Annotated in this window: 14 protein-coding genes; 6 read left to right on the top strand and 8 right to left on the bottom strand. The window is 54.3% G+C overall.

Features of this window, described 5'->3' with window-relative positions:
• Positions 1-37 precede the first annotated feature (37 nt).
• Positions 38-1,345 (top strand): sulfurtransferase, encoded by a 1,308-nt coding sequence (locus OGY33_RS20085; protein ID WP_168978345.1) that lies wholly within the window; start codon positions 38-40, stop codon positions 1,343-1,345.
• A 99-nt stretch (positions 1,346-1,444) separates the two neighbouring features.
• Here the strand turns inward: OGY33_RS20085 and OGY33_RS20080 are convergent, their stop codons facing one another.
• Together OGY33_RS20080 and OGY33_RS20075 are read right to left on the bottom strand one after the other, a co-directional pair.
• Positions 1,445-2,068 carry a CDP-alcohol phosphatidyltransferase family protein gene (locus OGY33_RS20080; RefSeq protein ID WP_048214353.1) on the bottom strand — a complete coding sequence of 208 codons (624 nt, stop codon included), beginning with the start codon at positions 2,066-2,068 and terminating at the stop codon, positions 1,445-1,447.
• A complete protein-coding gene (locus tag OGY33_RS20075; protein WP_136391779.1) occupies positions 2,061-2,630 on the bottom strand; it encodes a carboxymuconolactone decarboxylase family protein in 570 nt (189 codons plus the stop codon). Before OGY33_RS20075 ends, OGY33_RS20080 begins: the two co-directional genes overlap by 8 nt.
• A 79-nt stretch (positions 2,631-2,709) precedes the next feature.
• On the opposite strand from OGY33_RS20075, the gene OGY33_RS20070 reads away from it, so the two are divergent.
• The gene (locus OGY33_RS20070; protein WP_048216321.1) at positions 2,710-3,123 is read left to right on the top strand and encodes a pyrimidine (deoxy)nucleoside triphosphate diphosphatase; all 414 of its coding nucleotides are present in this window, start codon (positions 2,710-2,712) and stop codon (positions 3,121-3,123) included.
• Here OGY33_RS20070 and OGY33_RS20065 read toward each other — a convergent pair.
• Positions 3,083-3,343 (bottom strand): YnjH family protein, encoded by a 261-nt coding sequence (locus tag OGY33_RS20065; protein ID WP_171846094.1) that lies wholly within the window; start codon positions 3,341-3,343, stop codon positions 3,083-3,085. The two genes, OGY33_RS20070 and OGY33_RS20065, sit on opposite strands and share 41 nt — an antisense overlap.
• Before the next feature lie 252 nt (positions 3,344-3,595).
• On the opposite strand from OGY33_RS20065, the gene gdhA reads away from it, so the two are divergent.
• Positions 3,596-4,939 (top strand): NADP-specific glutamate dehydrogenase, encoded by a 1,344-nt coding sequence (gdhA, locus tag OGY33_RS20060; RefSeq protein ID WP_003832501.1) that lies wholly within the window; start codon positions 3,596-3,598, stop codon positions 4,937-4,939.
• Positions 4,940-5,019: 80 nt separating this feature from the next.
• Here gdhA and topB read toward each other — a convergent pair whose 3' ends face one another.
• The 3 genes from topB to OGY33_RS20045 all read right to left on the bottom strand — a co-directional run bounded on the left by topB (position 5,020) and on the right by OGY33_RS20045 (position 8,682).
• Entirely contained in the window at positions 5,020-6,966 is a 1,947-nt protein-coding gene (topB, locus tag OGY33_RS20055; RefSeq protein WP_032934436.1) for a DNA topoisomerase III, read from the bottom strand.
• A 4-nt stretch (positions 6,967-6,970) separates the two neighbouring features.
• The gene (gene selD, locus OGY33_RS20050) at positions 6,971-8,014 is read right to left on the bottom strand and encodes a selenide, water dikinase SelD (protein ID WP_003832497.1); all 1,044 of its coding nucleotides are present in this window, start codon (positions 8,012-8,014) and stop codon (positions 6,971-6,973) included.
• A 116-nt stretch (positions 8,015-8,130) separates the two neighbouring features.
• Positions 8,131-8,682 (bottom strand): NAD(P)H nitroreductase, encoded by a 552-nt coding sequence (locus tag OGY33_RS20045; RefSeq protein ID WP_048226791.1) that lies wholly within the window; start codon positions 8,680-8,682, stop codon positions 8,131-8,133.
• 175 nt (positions 8,683-8,857) lie between these two features.
• Between OGY33_RS20045 and sppA the strand changes: the two genes are divergently transcribed.
• The gene (gene sppA, locus OGY33_RS20040; RefSeq protein ID WP_032943122.1) at positions 8,858-10,714 is read left to right on the top strand and encodes a signal peptide peptidase SppA; all 1,857 of its coding nucleotides are present in this window, start codon (positions 8,858-8,860) and stop codon (positions 10,712-10,714) included.
• 34 nt (positions 10,715-10,748) lie between these two features.
• Here the strand turns inward: sppA and OGY33_RS20035 are convergent, their stop codons facing one another.
• Together OGY33_RS20035 and OGY33_RS20030 are read right to left on the bottom strand one after the other, a co-directional pair.
• Positions 10,749-11,816 carry a GlxA family transcriptional regulator gene (locus OGY33_RS20035; protein WP_191238591.1) on the bottom strand — a complete coding sequence of 356 codons (1,068 nt, stop codon included), beginning with the start codon at positions 11,814-11,816 and terminating at the stop codon, positions 10,749-10,751.
• 12 nt (positions 11,817-11,828) lie between these two features.
• Positions 11,829-12,749, bottom strand: coding sequence for a DMT family transporter (locus OGY33_RS20030; RefSeq protein WP_048214359.1), 921 nt, complete (start codon positions 12,747-12,749; stop codon positions 11,829-11,831).
• Between the two features lie 201 nt (positions 12,750-12,950).
• Between OGY33_RS20030 and ansA the strand changes: the two genes are divergently transcribed.
• Positions 12,951-13,967: an asparaginase gene (ansA, locus tag OGY33_RS20025; protein WP_003832492.1), complete on the top strand. Its 1,017-nt coding sequence runs from the start codon at positions 12,951-12,953 to the stop codon at positions 13,965-13,967.
• A gap of 14 nt (positions 13,968-13,981) precedes the next feature.
• Complete coding sequence (gene pncA, locus OGY33_RS20020; RefSeq protein ID WP_410739377.1) at positions 13,982-14,620, top strand: bifunctional nicotinamidase/pyrazinamidase; 639 nt, start codon at positions 13,982-13,984, stop codon at positions 14,618-14,620.
• Positions 14,621-14,647 lie beyond the last annotated feature (27 nt).

Raw genomic sequence — 14,647 nt, 5'->3', positions numbered from 1 at the left:
GAATGTCGTCTTCTTTTTTTCAACGTCGGGCTATTCGATGAAACGTGTTTCTCAAATGACCGCGCTGGCACTGGCTTTAGGGCTCGCTTGCGCTTCTTCCTGGGCTGCTGAAACAGCACAGACGCTCACCCTCAACCAGTTACAGCAAAAGCAAGGCGCGGCGATCGATACCCGTCAGAGCGCTTTTTACAACGGCTGGCCACAATCGCTCAATGGTCCTTCAGGACACGAACCTTCCGCACTGAACCTGTCTGCCGCCTGGCTCGACAAGATGAATGATGAACAACTCAGCGCCTGGGTTAAGTCACATCAACTTAAGACCGACGCTCCGGTGGCGCTGTATGGCAGTGATAACGACATGCAGGCCGTTAAATCCCGTCTGCAAAAAGTTGGCTTTAACCAGATTTCAACCCTCAGCGATGCGCTGACAGATCCTGCGCGTCTGCAACGTCTGCCGCACTTCGAACAGTTGGTCTACCCACAGTGGCTGCACAATCTTCAGCAGGGTAAAGACGTGACTGCCAAACCGGCGGGTGACTGGAAAGTGATTGAAGCCGCCTGGGGCGCGCCGAAGTTGTATCTGCTCAGCCACATCCCCGGCGCGGGCTACATTGATACCAATGAAGTTGAAAGCGAACCGCTGTGGAATAAAGTTTCCGATGAGCAGCTTAAAGCGATGCTGGCGAAACACGGTATCCGCCACGACACCACGGTGATTTTATATGGCCGCGATGTTTATGCCGCCGCGCGCGTGGCGCAAATTATGCTGTACGCAGGCGTGAAAGATGTTCGTCTGCTCGACGGCGGCTGGCAAACCTGGTCCGACTCAGGTTTACCGGTCGAACGTGGTACTCCGCCAACGGTGAAACCAGAACCTGATTTCGGCGTAAAAATCCCTGCCCAGCCGCAGCTGATGCTCGATACGGAACAGGCTCGCGGTCTGCTGCATCGCCAGGATGCGTCTTTGGTGAGCATTCGTTCATGGCCAGAATTTGTCGGTACCACCAGCGGTTACAGCTACATTAAGCCAAAAGGTGAGATCGCAGGCGCGCGTTGGGGCCACGCGGGCAGCGACTCCACCCACATGGAAGATTTCCATAACCCGGATGGCACCATGCGCAGCGCGGATGACATCGCCGCCATGTGGAAGCAATGGAATATCCTGCCGAATCAACAGGTCTCTTTCTATTGCGGTACCGGCTGGCGTGCTTCAGAAACGTTTATGTATGCCCGTGCAATGGGCTGGAAAAACGTCTCTGTTTACGATGGTGGCTGGTACGAGTGGAGCAGCAATCCGAAAAACCCGGTCGCCAGCGGTGAACGGGGTCCGGACGCCAGCAAGTAAGACAGGCATTATTGCCGGATGCGGCGAGAACGCTTTACCCAGCTACCTATATCATTGTTGTAGGCCGGATAAGCGAAGCGCATCCGGCAACGCATTACATTACATCTGACGCTGAACGGTTTTCAGCGTCAGATATCCGCTCCAGATCCGGGTGAACGTTGTCATCCAGCACAACGCGCCAAAGACCCACGCCAGCACGGCAAAATAGTCCGGGAACAGACACCCCAACACAAACAGCAAAATTGTCTCAGTTCCTTCGGTCAACCCGCCCAGATAATAAAACGATTTATGCGCATAACCGGGGTTATCAATCTGATGTTTCGCTGCCAGTGCGGCGAAGGCCAGAAAGCTGCTACCGGTGCCAATAAACGCGAACAACAGCCAACTGCCTGCCAGCGCATTTTGCGCCGGAGCGGCAAGAATAAAGCCAAACGGCACAAGGGCGTAAAACAGAAAATCGAGCGAGATATCGAGAAATCCCCCCGCGTCGGATAGCCCTCTGCGCCGTGCCAGCGCCCCATCCAGTCCGTCAAACAACCGATTGAGCACAATGGCCACCAGCGCAGCCAGATACCAGCCTAACGCCAGAAATGGCAACGCCAGCACGCCAATGGCAAATCCGACCAACGTAAGTCCGTCCGGGGTAATCGCCGGTTTATCGATAATACCTACGCACCGATGCAACAGCGGTTTTAATCGTGGATGAAGATGGCGGTCAAGCATGCGGGCGTCCTTTAAAACTGTCGCACAGTCCCTGCGAGGGAATATCGAGAGCGGCATTAAAACGCGCCGAGAGATTTTGAAACGCAATCAGCGCGGTCATTTCAGTAATCGCGGTATCGGTAAAATACTGCTTCATCTGCACTTTCAGCGCATCGTCAACCTGTGGAGGCGTTGCGGTAACCGCATCGGCATAGGCCAGCGCTACGCGCTCTTCTGCACTGAACAGCGTCGAATCTTGCCAGGTGGCAACCTGCATGACTTTATCCAGCGCGCCACAGCGTTCTGCCAGCCGTAAACTATTCGCATCAACACAGAAAGCACAGTGGCAAACCTGAGAAACGCGGGTCATCAACAGCGCACGCATCACCGGCGTTAAGCGCGCCTTTTTACGCTCCAGAAACCCGACAAACAGCGCCACCAGCCAGAACAGAAACGGCATCCGCCCCCACCAACGCGTGGGATGCAGCACATCGCCATAATGTTTTTTCTGCGTGGCAACGAGCGGTTTTAAACTGGAAGGGATACGCGTTAACGGCTTTACCCACGACTGAGGTTCGTTCAACGGTGGCTCCTGAATACTTTAGATAAAACAAAGATAGCGATAGTATGTCATTTTCTGCTGTTAGATCTTGATGAATATGATGAAAACCCTCGACGTGGTCGCCGCTATCATTGAACGTGATGGCAAAATTTTACTGGCTCAGCGTCCGCTGCATGCGGATCAGTCAGGCATGTGGGAGTTTGCCGGCGGTAAGGTTGAATCTGGCGAAAGTCAGCCCGAGGCGCTGATCCGTGAACTGCGTGAAGAGTTGGGCATTGAGGCGGTCGTGGGGCGCTACATTGCCAGTCATCAACGCGAGGTTTCAGGCCGATTGATTCACCTACACGCCTGGCATGTACCGTCTTTTCAGGGGGAATTGAGAGCGTTTGAACATCAGGATATCGTCTGGTGCTCACCCGAAGAGGCGCTGCGTTATCCGCTGGCGCCCGCCGATATCCCGCTGTTAGAGACGTTTATCCTTTTACGCGCCGCCAGACCAGCGGATTCGTGCTGATCGTTTTATCATCGCGCTGGCACTGCAACAGAACGCCATCGGCTTTAATCACCGCCCCTTCAGAGTAGTTTTGATCCTGATAAATACAGCACTGGCTACAGGGCTGCGCCCGCTGACCGCTGGAACTGAACACTTCCGGCGGTACATTCACCTGCACGTCCGGGCGATAAAGCTGATTTGCCAGCGTCGCGCAGGACACCAGTACCAACGCTCCTGCCATGATTAAACGGCGCATTGTCTTTCCTTTTTAACTGACATTTATGCTCAGTATAACGGTATAAATCGGCAGAAACTTTAGTCCCTTCCATCATCGCTTTTGGTTATGACCCACGGCGCAATATTAATTTACTTAGCGGGATTAATTTTTTCTTGCGTCCCGTCACACTGCTGATGGTATAGTCAAAAACTGCACAACACATAACATAAATATCAAAAATATAACCATATCAATACATAAGAGGTTCTTATATCTATGGATCAGACATGTTCTCTGGAGTCATTTCTCAACCATGTGCAAAAGCGCGACCCGAATCAAACCGAGTTCGCGCAAGCCGTTCGTGAGGTAATGACGACGCTGTGGCCCTTTCTCGAGCAAAACCCGCGTTATCGTCAGATGTCGTTGCTGGAACGTCTGGTTGAACCGGAGCGCGTGATCCAGTTCCGCGTAGTTTGGCTGGACGATCGCAATCAGGTACAGGTCAACCGCGCGTGGCGCGTACAGTTTAGCTCTGCCATTGGCCCGTACAAAGGCGGTATGCGTTTTCACCCTTCCGTGAACCTGTCTATCCTGAAATTCCTGGGTTTCGAGCAGACCTTTAAGAACGCCCTCACCACGCTGCCAATGGGCGGAGGTAAAGGCGGGAGCGATTTCGATCCGAAAGGTAAAAGCGAAGGCGAAATCATGCGTTTCTGCCAGGCACTGATGACCGAACTGTTCCGCCATTTAGGTCCTGATACCGACGTTCCGGCGGGCGATATCGGCGTGGGTGGTCGTGAAGTCGGCTTTATGGCCGGGATGATGAAAAAACTGTCCAACAACAGCGCCTGCGTCTTTACCGGTAAAGGTCTCTCTTTTGGCGGCAGCCTGATCCGCCCGGAAGCCACCGGCTACGGTCTGGTGTACTTCACCGAAGCAATGCTCAAACGCCATGGTCTGGGCTTTGAAGGCATGCGCGTGGCGGTTTCTGGCTCCGGCAACGTAGCGCAATTCGCCATAGAGAAAGCCATGGAGTTTGGCGCGCGAGTAGTTACCGCCTCCGATTCCAGTGGTACCGTAGTTGACGAAAGCGGATTTACCAAAGAAAAACTGGCGCGTCTGTGCGCGATCAAAGACAGCCGTGACGGTCGCGTGGCGGATTACGCCCGTGAGTTTGGCCTGACCTATCTGGAAGGAAAACAGCCGTGGTCGGTTCCGGTCGATATCGCCCTGCCGTGCGCCACTCAGAACGAACTGGATGTCGATGCAGCGCGCGTACTGATCGCCAACGGCGTGAAAGCTGTCGCCGAAGGGGCAAACATGCCGACCACTATCGAGGCCACCGATCTGTTCCTCGAAGCGGGCGTACTGTTCGCACCGGGTAAAGCCGCCAACGCCGGTGGCGTAGCGACATCCGGTCTGGAAATGGCGCAAAACGCCGCTCGTCTGGGCTGGAAAGCGGAGAAAGTGGATGCGCGCCTGCACCACATCATGCTGGATATTCACCATGCCTGCGTTGAATACGGCGGCGAAAGCAAGCAGACCAACTACGTACGTGGCGCCAACATCGCGGGCTTCGTGAAGGTTGCCGACGCGATGCTGGGTCAGGGCGTGATTTAACATTGTCTCTGCAGGCCGGATTAGGCACGGGTGCCGCATCCGGCTAAGCCTGATGCGCTATGCTTATCAGGCCTACAAACTTACAGGCCCGCCTCTTCAGATGGCGGGCTTTTTTTCGCCGGACGTTTACGCGGCGCGCTTTTTTTCTTATCGCTACCACTACCGCCAGGTGCAGCAATTCCACGAAAGCGTCGTACCGGTGTGCTGCGCGCCTGATCGATAAGCTGATACAGCGTCCCCACCAGCGGTTGCATGAAATCCTGATAGCGGCACTGCTTTTCGCTGATTTGGGTCAGGATAGATTCCCAGTGCGCGGTCATGTCCGGGCGCGTCGCCATTTCTGGCAGCGAGTGGAACAGCGCTTTTCCCGCATCGGTCGAATGGATATAACGTCCTTTTTTCACCAGGAACCCGCGCTTAAACAGCAGCTCGATAATTCCGGCGCGCGTCGCTTCCGTACCTAAACCATCCGTTGCGCGCAGGATCTTCTTCAGATCTTTATCCTGCACGAATCGCGCAATCCCGGTCATCGCTGACAGCAGCGTGGCATCGGTAAAGTGCCGCGGGGGCTGGGTCTGACGTTCAACCACTTCGCCTTTTTCGCACAGCAGTTCGTCATCTTTTGCCACCACCGGCAGCGGCGTTCCGTCGTTATCTTCGTCGCGCTCTTTGTTACCGAGGAGCGTGCGCCATCCGGCTTCCGCCAGAAAACGCGCTTTGGCGACAAACTTACCTTTGGCGATATCCAGCTCAATAACGCACTTCCTGAATACCGCATCTGCGCAAAATTGCATCAGATACTGACGGGCAATCAGGTTGTAAATTTTCGCTTCGTTGTCGTTCAGGTTAATGGACGAACTGCGTGCGGTAGGAATGATGGCGTGGTGCGCATCCACTTTTTTGTCGTCCCAACAGCGATTTCGCGTATCGGGATTGACCGCCGGCTGCGGGAGCAGATCCGGCGCATGGACGCTAATCGCGTTCAGTACCGCGTGACGTCCGGCAAAGTGTTCTTCCGGCAGATAACGGCTATCCGAACGCGGATAGGTAATCAACTTATGGGTTTCATACAGCTTCTGGCAGATATCCAGAACGTTTTGCGCACTTAAACCGAAGCGCTTCGCCGCTTCAATCTGCAACGCCGACAGCGAGAACGGCAACGGCGCGGATTCTGATTCCCGTTTATCGTTATAACTGGTGACTATCGCCGGTTGACCGTTAATGCGGTTCACCACGTGTTCAGCCAGCGTGCGATTCAGCAAGCGCCCTTCTTCATCCTGATACGGCTCACACGCTTCGCTCGGCTGCCAGATAGCGGTAAACCGCTCATCGGCGGGCGTTACGATATGCGCTTTCACTTCGAAGAAGTCTTTGGCGACGAAGTTCTCTATCTCTTCATCGCGACGCACAACCAGCCCGAGCACCGGCGTTTGTACGCGCCCGACCGAAAGTACGCCCTGATAGCCCGCGTTACGTCCAAGAATGGTGTAAGCGCGCGTCATATTGATACCGTACAACCAGTCCGCACGCGCTCGCGCCAGTGCCGACACGCACAGCGGGATAAACTCACTGTTGGCGCGCAGCCGCTCAATAGCCCGCTCAACGGCCTGTGGGTTGAGGTCGTTAATCAGGCAACGCTGCACCTTCTGGCGCTTTTCAGGTGCCAGTTGCAGGTAATCCAGCACTTCATCCACCAGCAGTTGCCCTTCACGATCGGGGTCACCGGCGTGAATAACTTCGCTGGCTTCATGCAAAAAGCGCTTAATGACGTTGAGCTGTTTGGTCACCGAGGGGCGCGGTTGCAGTTGCCACTTTTCCGGGACAATCGGCAGATCGACCAGACTCCAGCGAGCGTAACGACTGTCGTAGGCATCCGGCTGCGCCTGTTCAAGCAGGTGACCAATACACCAGGTCACCACTTGTCCATTTCCGCATTCAATAAAACCATCGCCTTTGCGATGCGGCTTCGGCAGCACATCGGCGATAGCACGTGCCAGACTTGGTTTTTCGGCAATAAACAACCGCATCGAGTTAACGAATCTCAACCATGGCGCGACCGCCACGAGCTTCCACTAACTCACCAATGGCGGTGAGATCGATACCGAACTGCGCCGCTGCCGCTTTCACTTCGGCTTCAGCTTCCGGCGTTACCGCCAGCAGTAGACCACCTGAAGTTTGCGGATCGCACAGCAGATCGCGTACCGATTGCGGCATTTCACCCATCAGGTGTCCGTAGCTGGCAAAGTTACGTTGGGTACCCCCCGGCACCGCGCCCTGCGCGATGTATTCTTCAACGCCAGGCAGCTTAGGAATATCCTGGTAGACGATCTGTGCCTGAACGCCTGCGCCCTGGCACATCTCACTCAGATGCCCCAGCAGACCAAAACCGGTAACATCGGTCATGGCTTTCACGCCGTCAATATCGGCGAATGCCGCACCGGCAATGTTCATCCGGCACATCACTTCTGTCGCCAGTCCTTTATGTTCTTCCTTCAGTAGTGATTTTTTCTCTGCGGTTGTCAGAACACCTATGCCCAGAGGCTTGGTCAGGAACAACTTACACCCTGCCTCAGCGGTGCTGTTTTTCTTCACGCGTTCGGTCGGCACAACGCCGGTTACCGCAAGGCCGAAGATAGGCTCTGGGGCATCAATAGAGTGGCCGCCCGCCAGCGCAATACCCGCCTGACGGCAGGCAAAGCGTCCGCCTTCGGTGACTTCGCGGGCGATTTCCGGTGCCAGCTTATCCAGCGGCCAGCCCAGAATAGCAATTGCCATAATCGGTTTGCCGCCCATGGCGAAAATATCGCTGATGGCGTTAGTCGCGGCGATGCGTCCAAAATCAAACGGATTATCGACAATCGGCATAAAGAAATCGGTGGTGCTGATAACGCTGGTGCCGTTTCCCAGATCGTATACGGCCGCGTCGTCGCGGGTTTCATTACCCACCAGTAAGTTCGGATCAACAAACTTCGCCTGCTCGCTGTGCAGGATGGTTTCCAGCACTTTTGGGGAAATTTTACAACCGCAACCGGCTCCGTGGCTGTATTGCGTTAAACGAATAGCTTGCTCGCTCATGGACATCTCCTGTCATTGCAATCCGGATATGGTAGCGCTCATTCCATGATGTGGTAAGAGTGACTGTCTGAATTCGGGTGTCTTTGCTCAGAATCCAGACAGTTTTGCCGTTGATATCAGAAATAACGGACGAATGCGCTCGGATCGGCAAGGTTAATCGTCGTGGATGCTTTTAGCTGCGGTGTGCCCAGATAGAGGAAACCGACGATTTTATCTTGCGGGCGACAGTCGAATGCTTCGCGCACGACCGCACTTTCGGTTAATGCACCACTGCGCCAGATACCGCCAAAGCCCTGGGCAATTGCGGCCATCTGCATAGCCATCACCGCACAACCGGCAGACATTTCTTGTTCCCACAGAGGAACCTTGTCGTTTTCTTCACATTTCGCCACCACGGTAATAATCAGCGGTGCGCGAAACGGTGCGCTGCGCGCTTTTTCCTGGGCTTTCGCGTCACTGCCTGCGGCAATCGCCCCTTTTTCAAGCACCGCGCTAAAACGCTCACGCCCTTCGCCCTCAATGACAAAGAATTGCCACGGTTGCAGCGTTTTGTGGTCTGGCGCGCGCATACCCGCCCGCAGAATGTTTTGCAGTTGCTCTCCTGTCGGGGCCGGCTCGACGAGACGAGAGGCGCTACGACGGGTAATCAGTAATTCGAGTGCATCCATTTGCTTAACTCCAACAATGAGATTTGTTCACAAAATTAACACGTGAGCGGATTTTGTTACAGCACAGGCGGTGATTCCTGCTGACAAGTGCCTGTCGGGTCATTACGATAGCCTCATCTTATCGCCTTTCTCCGGAATTTCGGGATGGCGTGTTGTTAATCGGTAGGGAGAATACATGCGAACCCTGTGGCGATTTATTGCCGGATTTTTTAAATGGACATGGCGATTACTGAATTTCGTCCGTGAATTTGTGCTTAACCTGTTCTTCATCTTGTTGGTGCTGGTGGGCGTGGGCATCTGGATGCAGGTCAGCAGCAGCAATACCAGTGAACACGCTGAGCGAGGCGCACTGCTGCTGGATATCTCGGGGGTGATTGTCGATAAGCCTTCGAGCACCAGTCGCTTAAGCGTTATTGGTCGTCAGCTGTTTGGCGCCAGTTCCGATCGTCTGCAGGAAAACTCCCTGTTCGATATCGTGAATACTATTCGCCAGGCAAAAGATGATCGCAACATCACCGGCATTGTGATGGATCTGAAAAATTTTGCCGGGGCCGACCAGCCTTCCATGCAGTATATCGGTAAAGCGCTGCGGGAATTCCGCGACAGCGGCAAACCGGTCTTTGCCGTGGGCGATAACTTCAGCCAGGGGCAGTACTACCTCGCCAGTTTCGCCAATAAAATTTATCTCTCTCCGCAGGGTTCCGTTGATCTGCACGGCTTTGCCACCAACGGTTTGTACTACAAGTCCCTGCTCGACAAGCTGAAAGTTTCCACGCACGTGTTCCGTGTCGGGACTTATAAGTCTGCCGTAGAACCGTTCATTCGTGATGATATGTCTCCTGCCGCGCGCGAGGCCGACAGCCGCTGGATCGGCGAGCTGTGGCAGAACTATCTCGACACGGTCGCTGCCAACCGCCAGATCCCTGCTCAGCAGGTGTTCCCGGGCGCACAGGCCATGCTGGACGGTTTGACAAAAGTCGATGGTGATACCGCGAAATATGCGCTCGACAACAAACTGGTGGATGCACTGGCCTCCAGCGCCGAAGTCGAAAAAATGCTGACCAAACAGTTTGGCTGGAGCAAAGCAGATAAAAATTATCGCGCCGTCAGCTATTACGATTACTCGCTGAAAACGCCAGCGGATACTGGGGACAGCATTGGCGTCGTCTTCGCGAATGGCGCAATTATGGACGGTGAAGAAACCCCTGGGAATGTGGGCGGTGACACGACTGCCGCGCAGATCCGCGAAGCGCGTCTTGATCCGAAAGTGAAAGCAATTGTCCTGCGCGTGAACAGCCCTGGCGGCAGCGTCAGCGCTTCCGAAGTCATTCGCGCTGAGCTGGCTGCGGCAAAAGCGGCAGGCAAGCCGGTTGTCGTGTCAATGGGCGGCATGGCGGCATCCGGCGGGTACTGGATCTCCACCCCAGCAAGCTACATTGTGGCGAACCCCAGCACGCTGACCGGTTCAATCGGGATCTTTGGCGTGATCAACACTGTGGAAAACAGTCTGGATTCCATTGGTGTACACACCGACGGCGTGGCGACATCCCCACTGGCGGATATCTCCATCACCAAAGCGTTACCACCTGAAGTGCAGCAAATGATGCAACTGAGCATCGAGAACGGCTATAAGCGCTTTATCACGCTGGTCGCAGATGCGCGTAAGACAACGCCTGAGCAGATTGACAAAATCGCGCAGGGCCACGTCTGGACCGGCCAGGATGCGAAAGCCAACGGTCTGGTAGACAGTCTGGGTGATTTTGATGACGCCGTGGCGAAAGCGGCTGAGCTGGCCAAACTGAAGCAATGGCACATTGAGTATTATCAGGACGAACCGACATTCGTTGATATGGTGATGGACAGCATGTCCGGTTCCGTTCGTGCCATGCTGCCTGAAGCGATCCAGGCGATGCTCCCGGCGCCGCTCGCTTCTGCGGCGAGTACGGTTAAAGCGGAGAGCGATAAGCTGGCAGCGTTTAACGATCCGCAAAACCGCTATGCGTTTTGCCTGACCTGCGCCAACGTTCGCTAATCTGCCAATGCTGCCCCTGTCGGGGCAGCATTTTTTACGCATTCTGATGTCGCGTACTGCGAAAATCTCCAGGCGTAGAGCCAAACTCCCGACTAAACAAACGAATAAAGTGCGCACAGTCGCTAAATCCCAGACGCAGCGCAATCTCCGTGACACTCTCTCCAGAATTCATCAACAGCCAGTGGGCATAACGCAAACGCGCACGTCGGATAAACTCTCCCGGCGACTGGGCGAACTCGGCGTTAAACAACCGGGTAAGCTGTCGCGGACTCAGGTTGACTTCAGTGGCCAGCCAGCGGGTCGAAATGGGCTTTACCAGTCCTTGCTCAATTAAAAAGACCGCTTTGCGTAACCGACTGTCGCTCACGTGGGTAAAACCTATCGCTCTGGAGACCGCCACTGACGTGCTGTCTATGCGGTTGGGGACGGACATCTGGAAGATGGCTTTTGTCGCCCTGTCGGGACCACAGTGGCGGCGAATAAGCTCTGTTGCCAGCCCTATCGTCGAAATGCCCCCCGGACAAGTCAGAATCCCTTTTTCCTCAACAAAATCGACCCCGCTACGGGCAGCCAGCTGAGGAAATTGCGTTTTAAAATCATTCAGATGCCAGGGATGGATCGCCGCCATCAGCCCATTGAGGAAACCTTCTTGCGCCAGAACAAAGCTCCCCGTGCAGATACCTACCAGCGGAATGTTGAGCTGATGCGCAAGATGCAGGTAACGTCGCGCGGCCCGATCGGCTTTCGCCATACTGCGCAGCAAGCCGCCAATCACCACCACATAATCAAATTGTTCCGGTGCAACGAATGCGCTATCCGGCATCATCGCCATTCCTGAACTGCTTAGAACTGGTCGGTCTGGTGTAGCGCTCATCAGACGCCAGGAGCAGCGAATTTTCTGGCTATCATCCCCCATATCCGCCGCATGACGTAACGCATCGGTTAACCCCGCCAGCGCCAGCAGAGGAAATTCCGGCCACAGAAGAATGCCGACATTCAACTGTGGTCTGCGCGGTGTCTCTGTCTGACTCGCATCGATAGCCGTAATGATGTCTCCATCCGCCCACTCGCCTGGCTGAAAAATTCTCAGGTCTTTCTTCACTTCAGGCTCCCGTTATAAACGTGAAAGGCGGCGTAAATTCGCGCTGGGGGGTAATGAAACACAAAGCAATCCAATCAATATCAAGAGAGCGCCTGCGATAAACGCAGGCTGCAGGGATTCACCAAGAAAGAGTACCCCGGCAATGATTCCCATCGCTGGCGTCATTAAAATCAGGGTTCCCAAAGATGCGACATGATAATAACGCAGCAGGGTAAACCAGATCAGGTAACTTAAAAAGGCGACAATCACCGTCTGAAAAGTCAGACTCATCACCAACACAGTCGTCAGTTGTACCGTCGTTTCTCCCAGCATCAGTCCGATAAGCAATAAAATCAGCGCGGTAGTCGCCAGTTGATAAAACAGTGTGCAGGACGAGGGAATAGTGGCGAGTCGGCTACAGCGGATCGCCACACTGGACGCCCCCCACGCCATACCGGCGAAAAGCCCGCACAGATCGCCCGTCAGGCTCCATTGTGTGTTGCCATTTTGAGGAACCATCGTAACGGCGATGGCGATGCCCAAAAAGGCGATCGCAAGCCCACACCATTGCAGACGACTCAGTCGCTCTTCAGGTAAAAGAAAATGTAATCCAATGGCCGAAAACAAAGGCGCAGTATACAGATAAAGCGCCATATGGGAGGCCGTCGTTAACGTGATCCCTACGGAAACCAGCACAAATTCAAGCGCAAATAGTAATCCAACGATTGCGCCCATTTTGGCGATATTACGGTCACGCAGAAGGCCAAAAATATTATCTCGTCGCTGAAACAACAATCCAATAAACAGCGCGGCGATTGCGGAACGCAAACCGACCTGTAAAAAAGGTGACATATCATCAGCAGCCGCTTTAATTGCCACCTGCTGACTGCCCCAGACACCGCAAATCACCACCATCAGCAAAATAGCCGCATTATCAATTCTCTTTCTGATCATTTCTGCACTCGACAACAACACACACCATAGAAGGCTGCTACTGTAGGGCCGAGGGTGCAAAACCACACTGAACAAACGGGACAAGGCACTGAACATAAATGACATATTGATCGGATGGCAGGTATGCGTCATTTGCACTGTATTTTTTCGGGGGGAACTTTATACTGCGCCTGTTTATGCACAACTTAACCTGTGACGCCCATGCAAAAGAAATCGATTTACGTTGCCTATACCGGCGGTACCATTGGTATGCAGCGCTCAGAACAGGGTTATATTCCTGTTTCCGGTCATCTCCAGCGTCAGCTGGCACTGATGCCTGAATTCCACCGCCCAGAGATGCCAGACTTCACCATCCACGAATACGTCCCGCTGATGGATTCCTCAGACATGACGCCAGAAGACTGGCAGCATATTGCTGAAGACATTAAAGCGCACTACGACGATTACGATGGTTTTGTCATTCTGCACGGCACTGACACCATGGCGTTTACGGCTTCGGCGCTCTCATTTATGCTGGAGAATCTGGGCAAGCCAGTCATTGTGACAGGGTCACAAATCCCATTAGCAGAGCTACGTTCTGACGGACAAATCAATTTGCTGAATGCGTTGTACGTTGCAGCAAATTATCCTATCAATGAAGTGACCCTGTTTTTCAACAACCGACTGTTTCGCGGTAACCGGACCACTAAAGCGCATGCTGATGGTTTTGACGCGTTTGCCTCACCCAACCTTGCACCACTGCTGGAAGCCGGGATCCACATTCGTCGGCTGGGAACACCGCCCGCACCTCACGGCACAGGTGAGTTGATTGTCCATCCTATCACTCCGCAACCGATTGGCGTGGTCACTATTTATCCAGGGATCTCCGCTGATGTAGTACGCAACTTCCTGCGCCAGCCGGTAAAAGCATTAATTTTGCGCTCCTACGGCGTGGGCAATGCGCCGCAGAATAAAGAGTTCCTGAAAGAACTTGAAGATGCGAGCTCGCGTGGCATTGTGGTGGTGAACCTTACGCAGTGTATGTCCGGCAAGGTGAACATGGGGGGCTATGCGACAGGGAATGCGCTGGCGCATGCTGGCGTGATTGGCGGCGCGGATATGACCGTCGAAGCCACTCTCACCAAACTGCACTATTTGCTGAGTCAGGGACTGGATACGCAGACAATTCGTGAAGCAATGACGCAAAATCTGCGTGGTGAGCTCACGCCCGACGATTAAAGGAGTCTATGCCCATGGCCCGAGCCTTACTGTTGGTCGATTTACAAAACGACTTTTGTGCCGGTGGTGCCCTCGCGGTCCCACAAGGTGACAGCACAATCGATATCGCCAACCGCCTGATTGACTGGTGTGCCATACGCGGCGACACGGTCGTTGCCAGTCTGGACTGGCACCCGGCTAATCACGGTAGTTTTGCCAGCCAGCATCAGGTCGAGCCCTACAGCCAGGGACAACTTGATGGTCTGGCGCAGACGTTCTGGCCCGATCATTGCGTACAAAACAGCGAAGGTGCTGCCCTGCATCCGCTGCTGAACCAGCGTGCGATAACTCAAACGTTCACTAAAGGTGAGAACCAGCTGGTCGACAGCTACAGTGCTTTTTTTGATAACGGTCGTCGTCAGGCTACCGCGCTGAATGCATGGCTACTCGAACACCGCATTGCCGAGCTCATCATCATGGGTCTGGCTACCGACTATTGCGTTAAATTCACCGTTCTGGATGCGCTCGATCTTGGCTACACCGTCAGCGTTATAACCGACGGCTGCCGTGGCGTTAATATTCAACCCCAGGACAGTGCAAACGCCTTTATGGAAATGGCTGCTGCGGGCGCAACGCTGTATACGTTGGACGACTGGCTGGAAACCCAGCCGTAAGCGATGCCGACAGGGTCACTCCTGTCG

The sequence above is a fragment of the Citrobacter sp. Cpo032 genome, assembly GCF_030332975.1.
GTDB lineage: Bacteria > Pseudomonadota > Gammaproteobacteria > Enterobacterales > Enterobacteriaceae > Citrobacter > Citrobacter portucalensis.
This window is presented reverse-complemented; position numbering and strand designations above follow the sequence as displayed.

What these genes read in the sequence shown, in the direction of transcription:
- ansA (WP_003832492.1), top strand. Translation starts at nt 12,951, where the DNA reads ATGCAAAAGAAATCGATTTACGTTGCCTATACCGGCGGTACCATTGGT.
- selD (WP_003832497.1), bottom strand. Translation starts at nt 8,014, where the DNA reads ATGAGCGAGCAAGCTATTCGTTTAACGCAATACAGCCACGGAGCCGGT.
- gdhA (WP_003832501.1), top strand. Translation starts at nt 3,596, where the DNA reads ATGGATCAGACATGTTCTCTGGAGTCATTTCTCAACCATGTGCAAAAG.
- OGY33_RS20080 (WP_048214353.1), bottom strand. Translation starts at nt 2,068, where the DNA reads ATGCTTGACCGCCATCTTCATCCACGATTAAAACCGCTGTTGCATCGG.
- OGY33_RS20085 (WP_168978345.1), top strand. Translation starts at nt 38, where the DNA reads ATGAAACGTGTTTCTCAAATGACCGCGCTGGCACTGGCTTTAGGGCTC.
- OGY33_RS20065 (WP_171846094.1), bottom strand. Translation starts at nt 3,343, where the DNA reads ATGGCAGGAGCGTTGGTACTGGTGTCCTGCGCGACGCTGGCAAATCAG.
- topB (WP_032934436.1), bottom strand. Translation starts at nt 6,966, where the DNA reads ATGCGGTTGTTTATTGCCGAAAAACCAAGTCTGGCACGTGCTATCGCC.
- OGY33_RS20070 (WP_048216321.1), top strand. Translation starts at nt 2,710, where the DNA reads ATGAAAACCCTCGACGTGGTCGCCGCTATCATTGAACGTGATGGCAAA.
- pncA (WP_410739377.1), top strand. Translation starts at nt 13,982, where the DNA reads ATGGCCCGAGCCTTACTGTTGGTCGATTTACAAAACGACTTTTGTGCC.
- OGY33_RS20045 (WP_048226791.1), bottom strand. Translation starts at nt 8,682, where the DNA reads ATGGATGCACTCGAATTACTGATTACCCGTCGTAGCGCCTCTCGTCTC.
- OGY33_RS20030 (WP_048214359.1), bottom strand. Translation starts at nt 12,749, where the DNA reads ATGATCAGAAAGAGAATTGATAATGCGGCTATTTTGCTGATGGTGGTG.
- sppA (WP_032943122.1), top strand. Translation starts at nt 8,858, where the DNA reads ATGCGAACCCTGTGGCGATTTATTGCCGGATTTTTTAAATGGACATGG.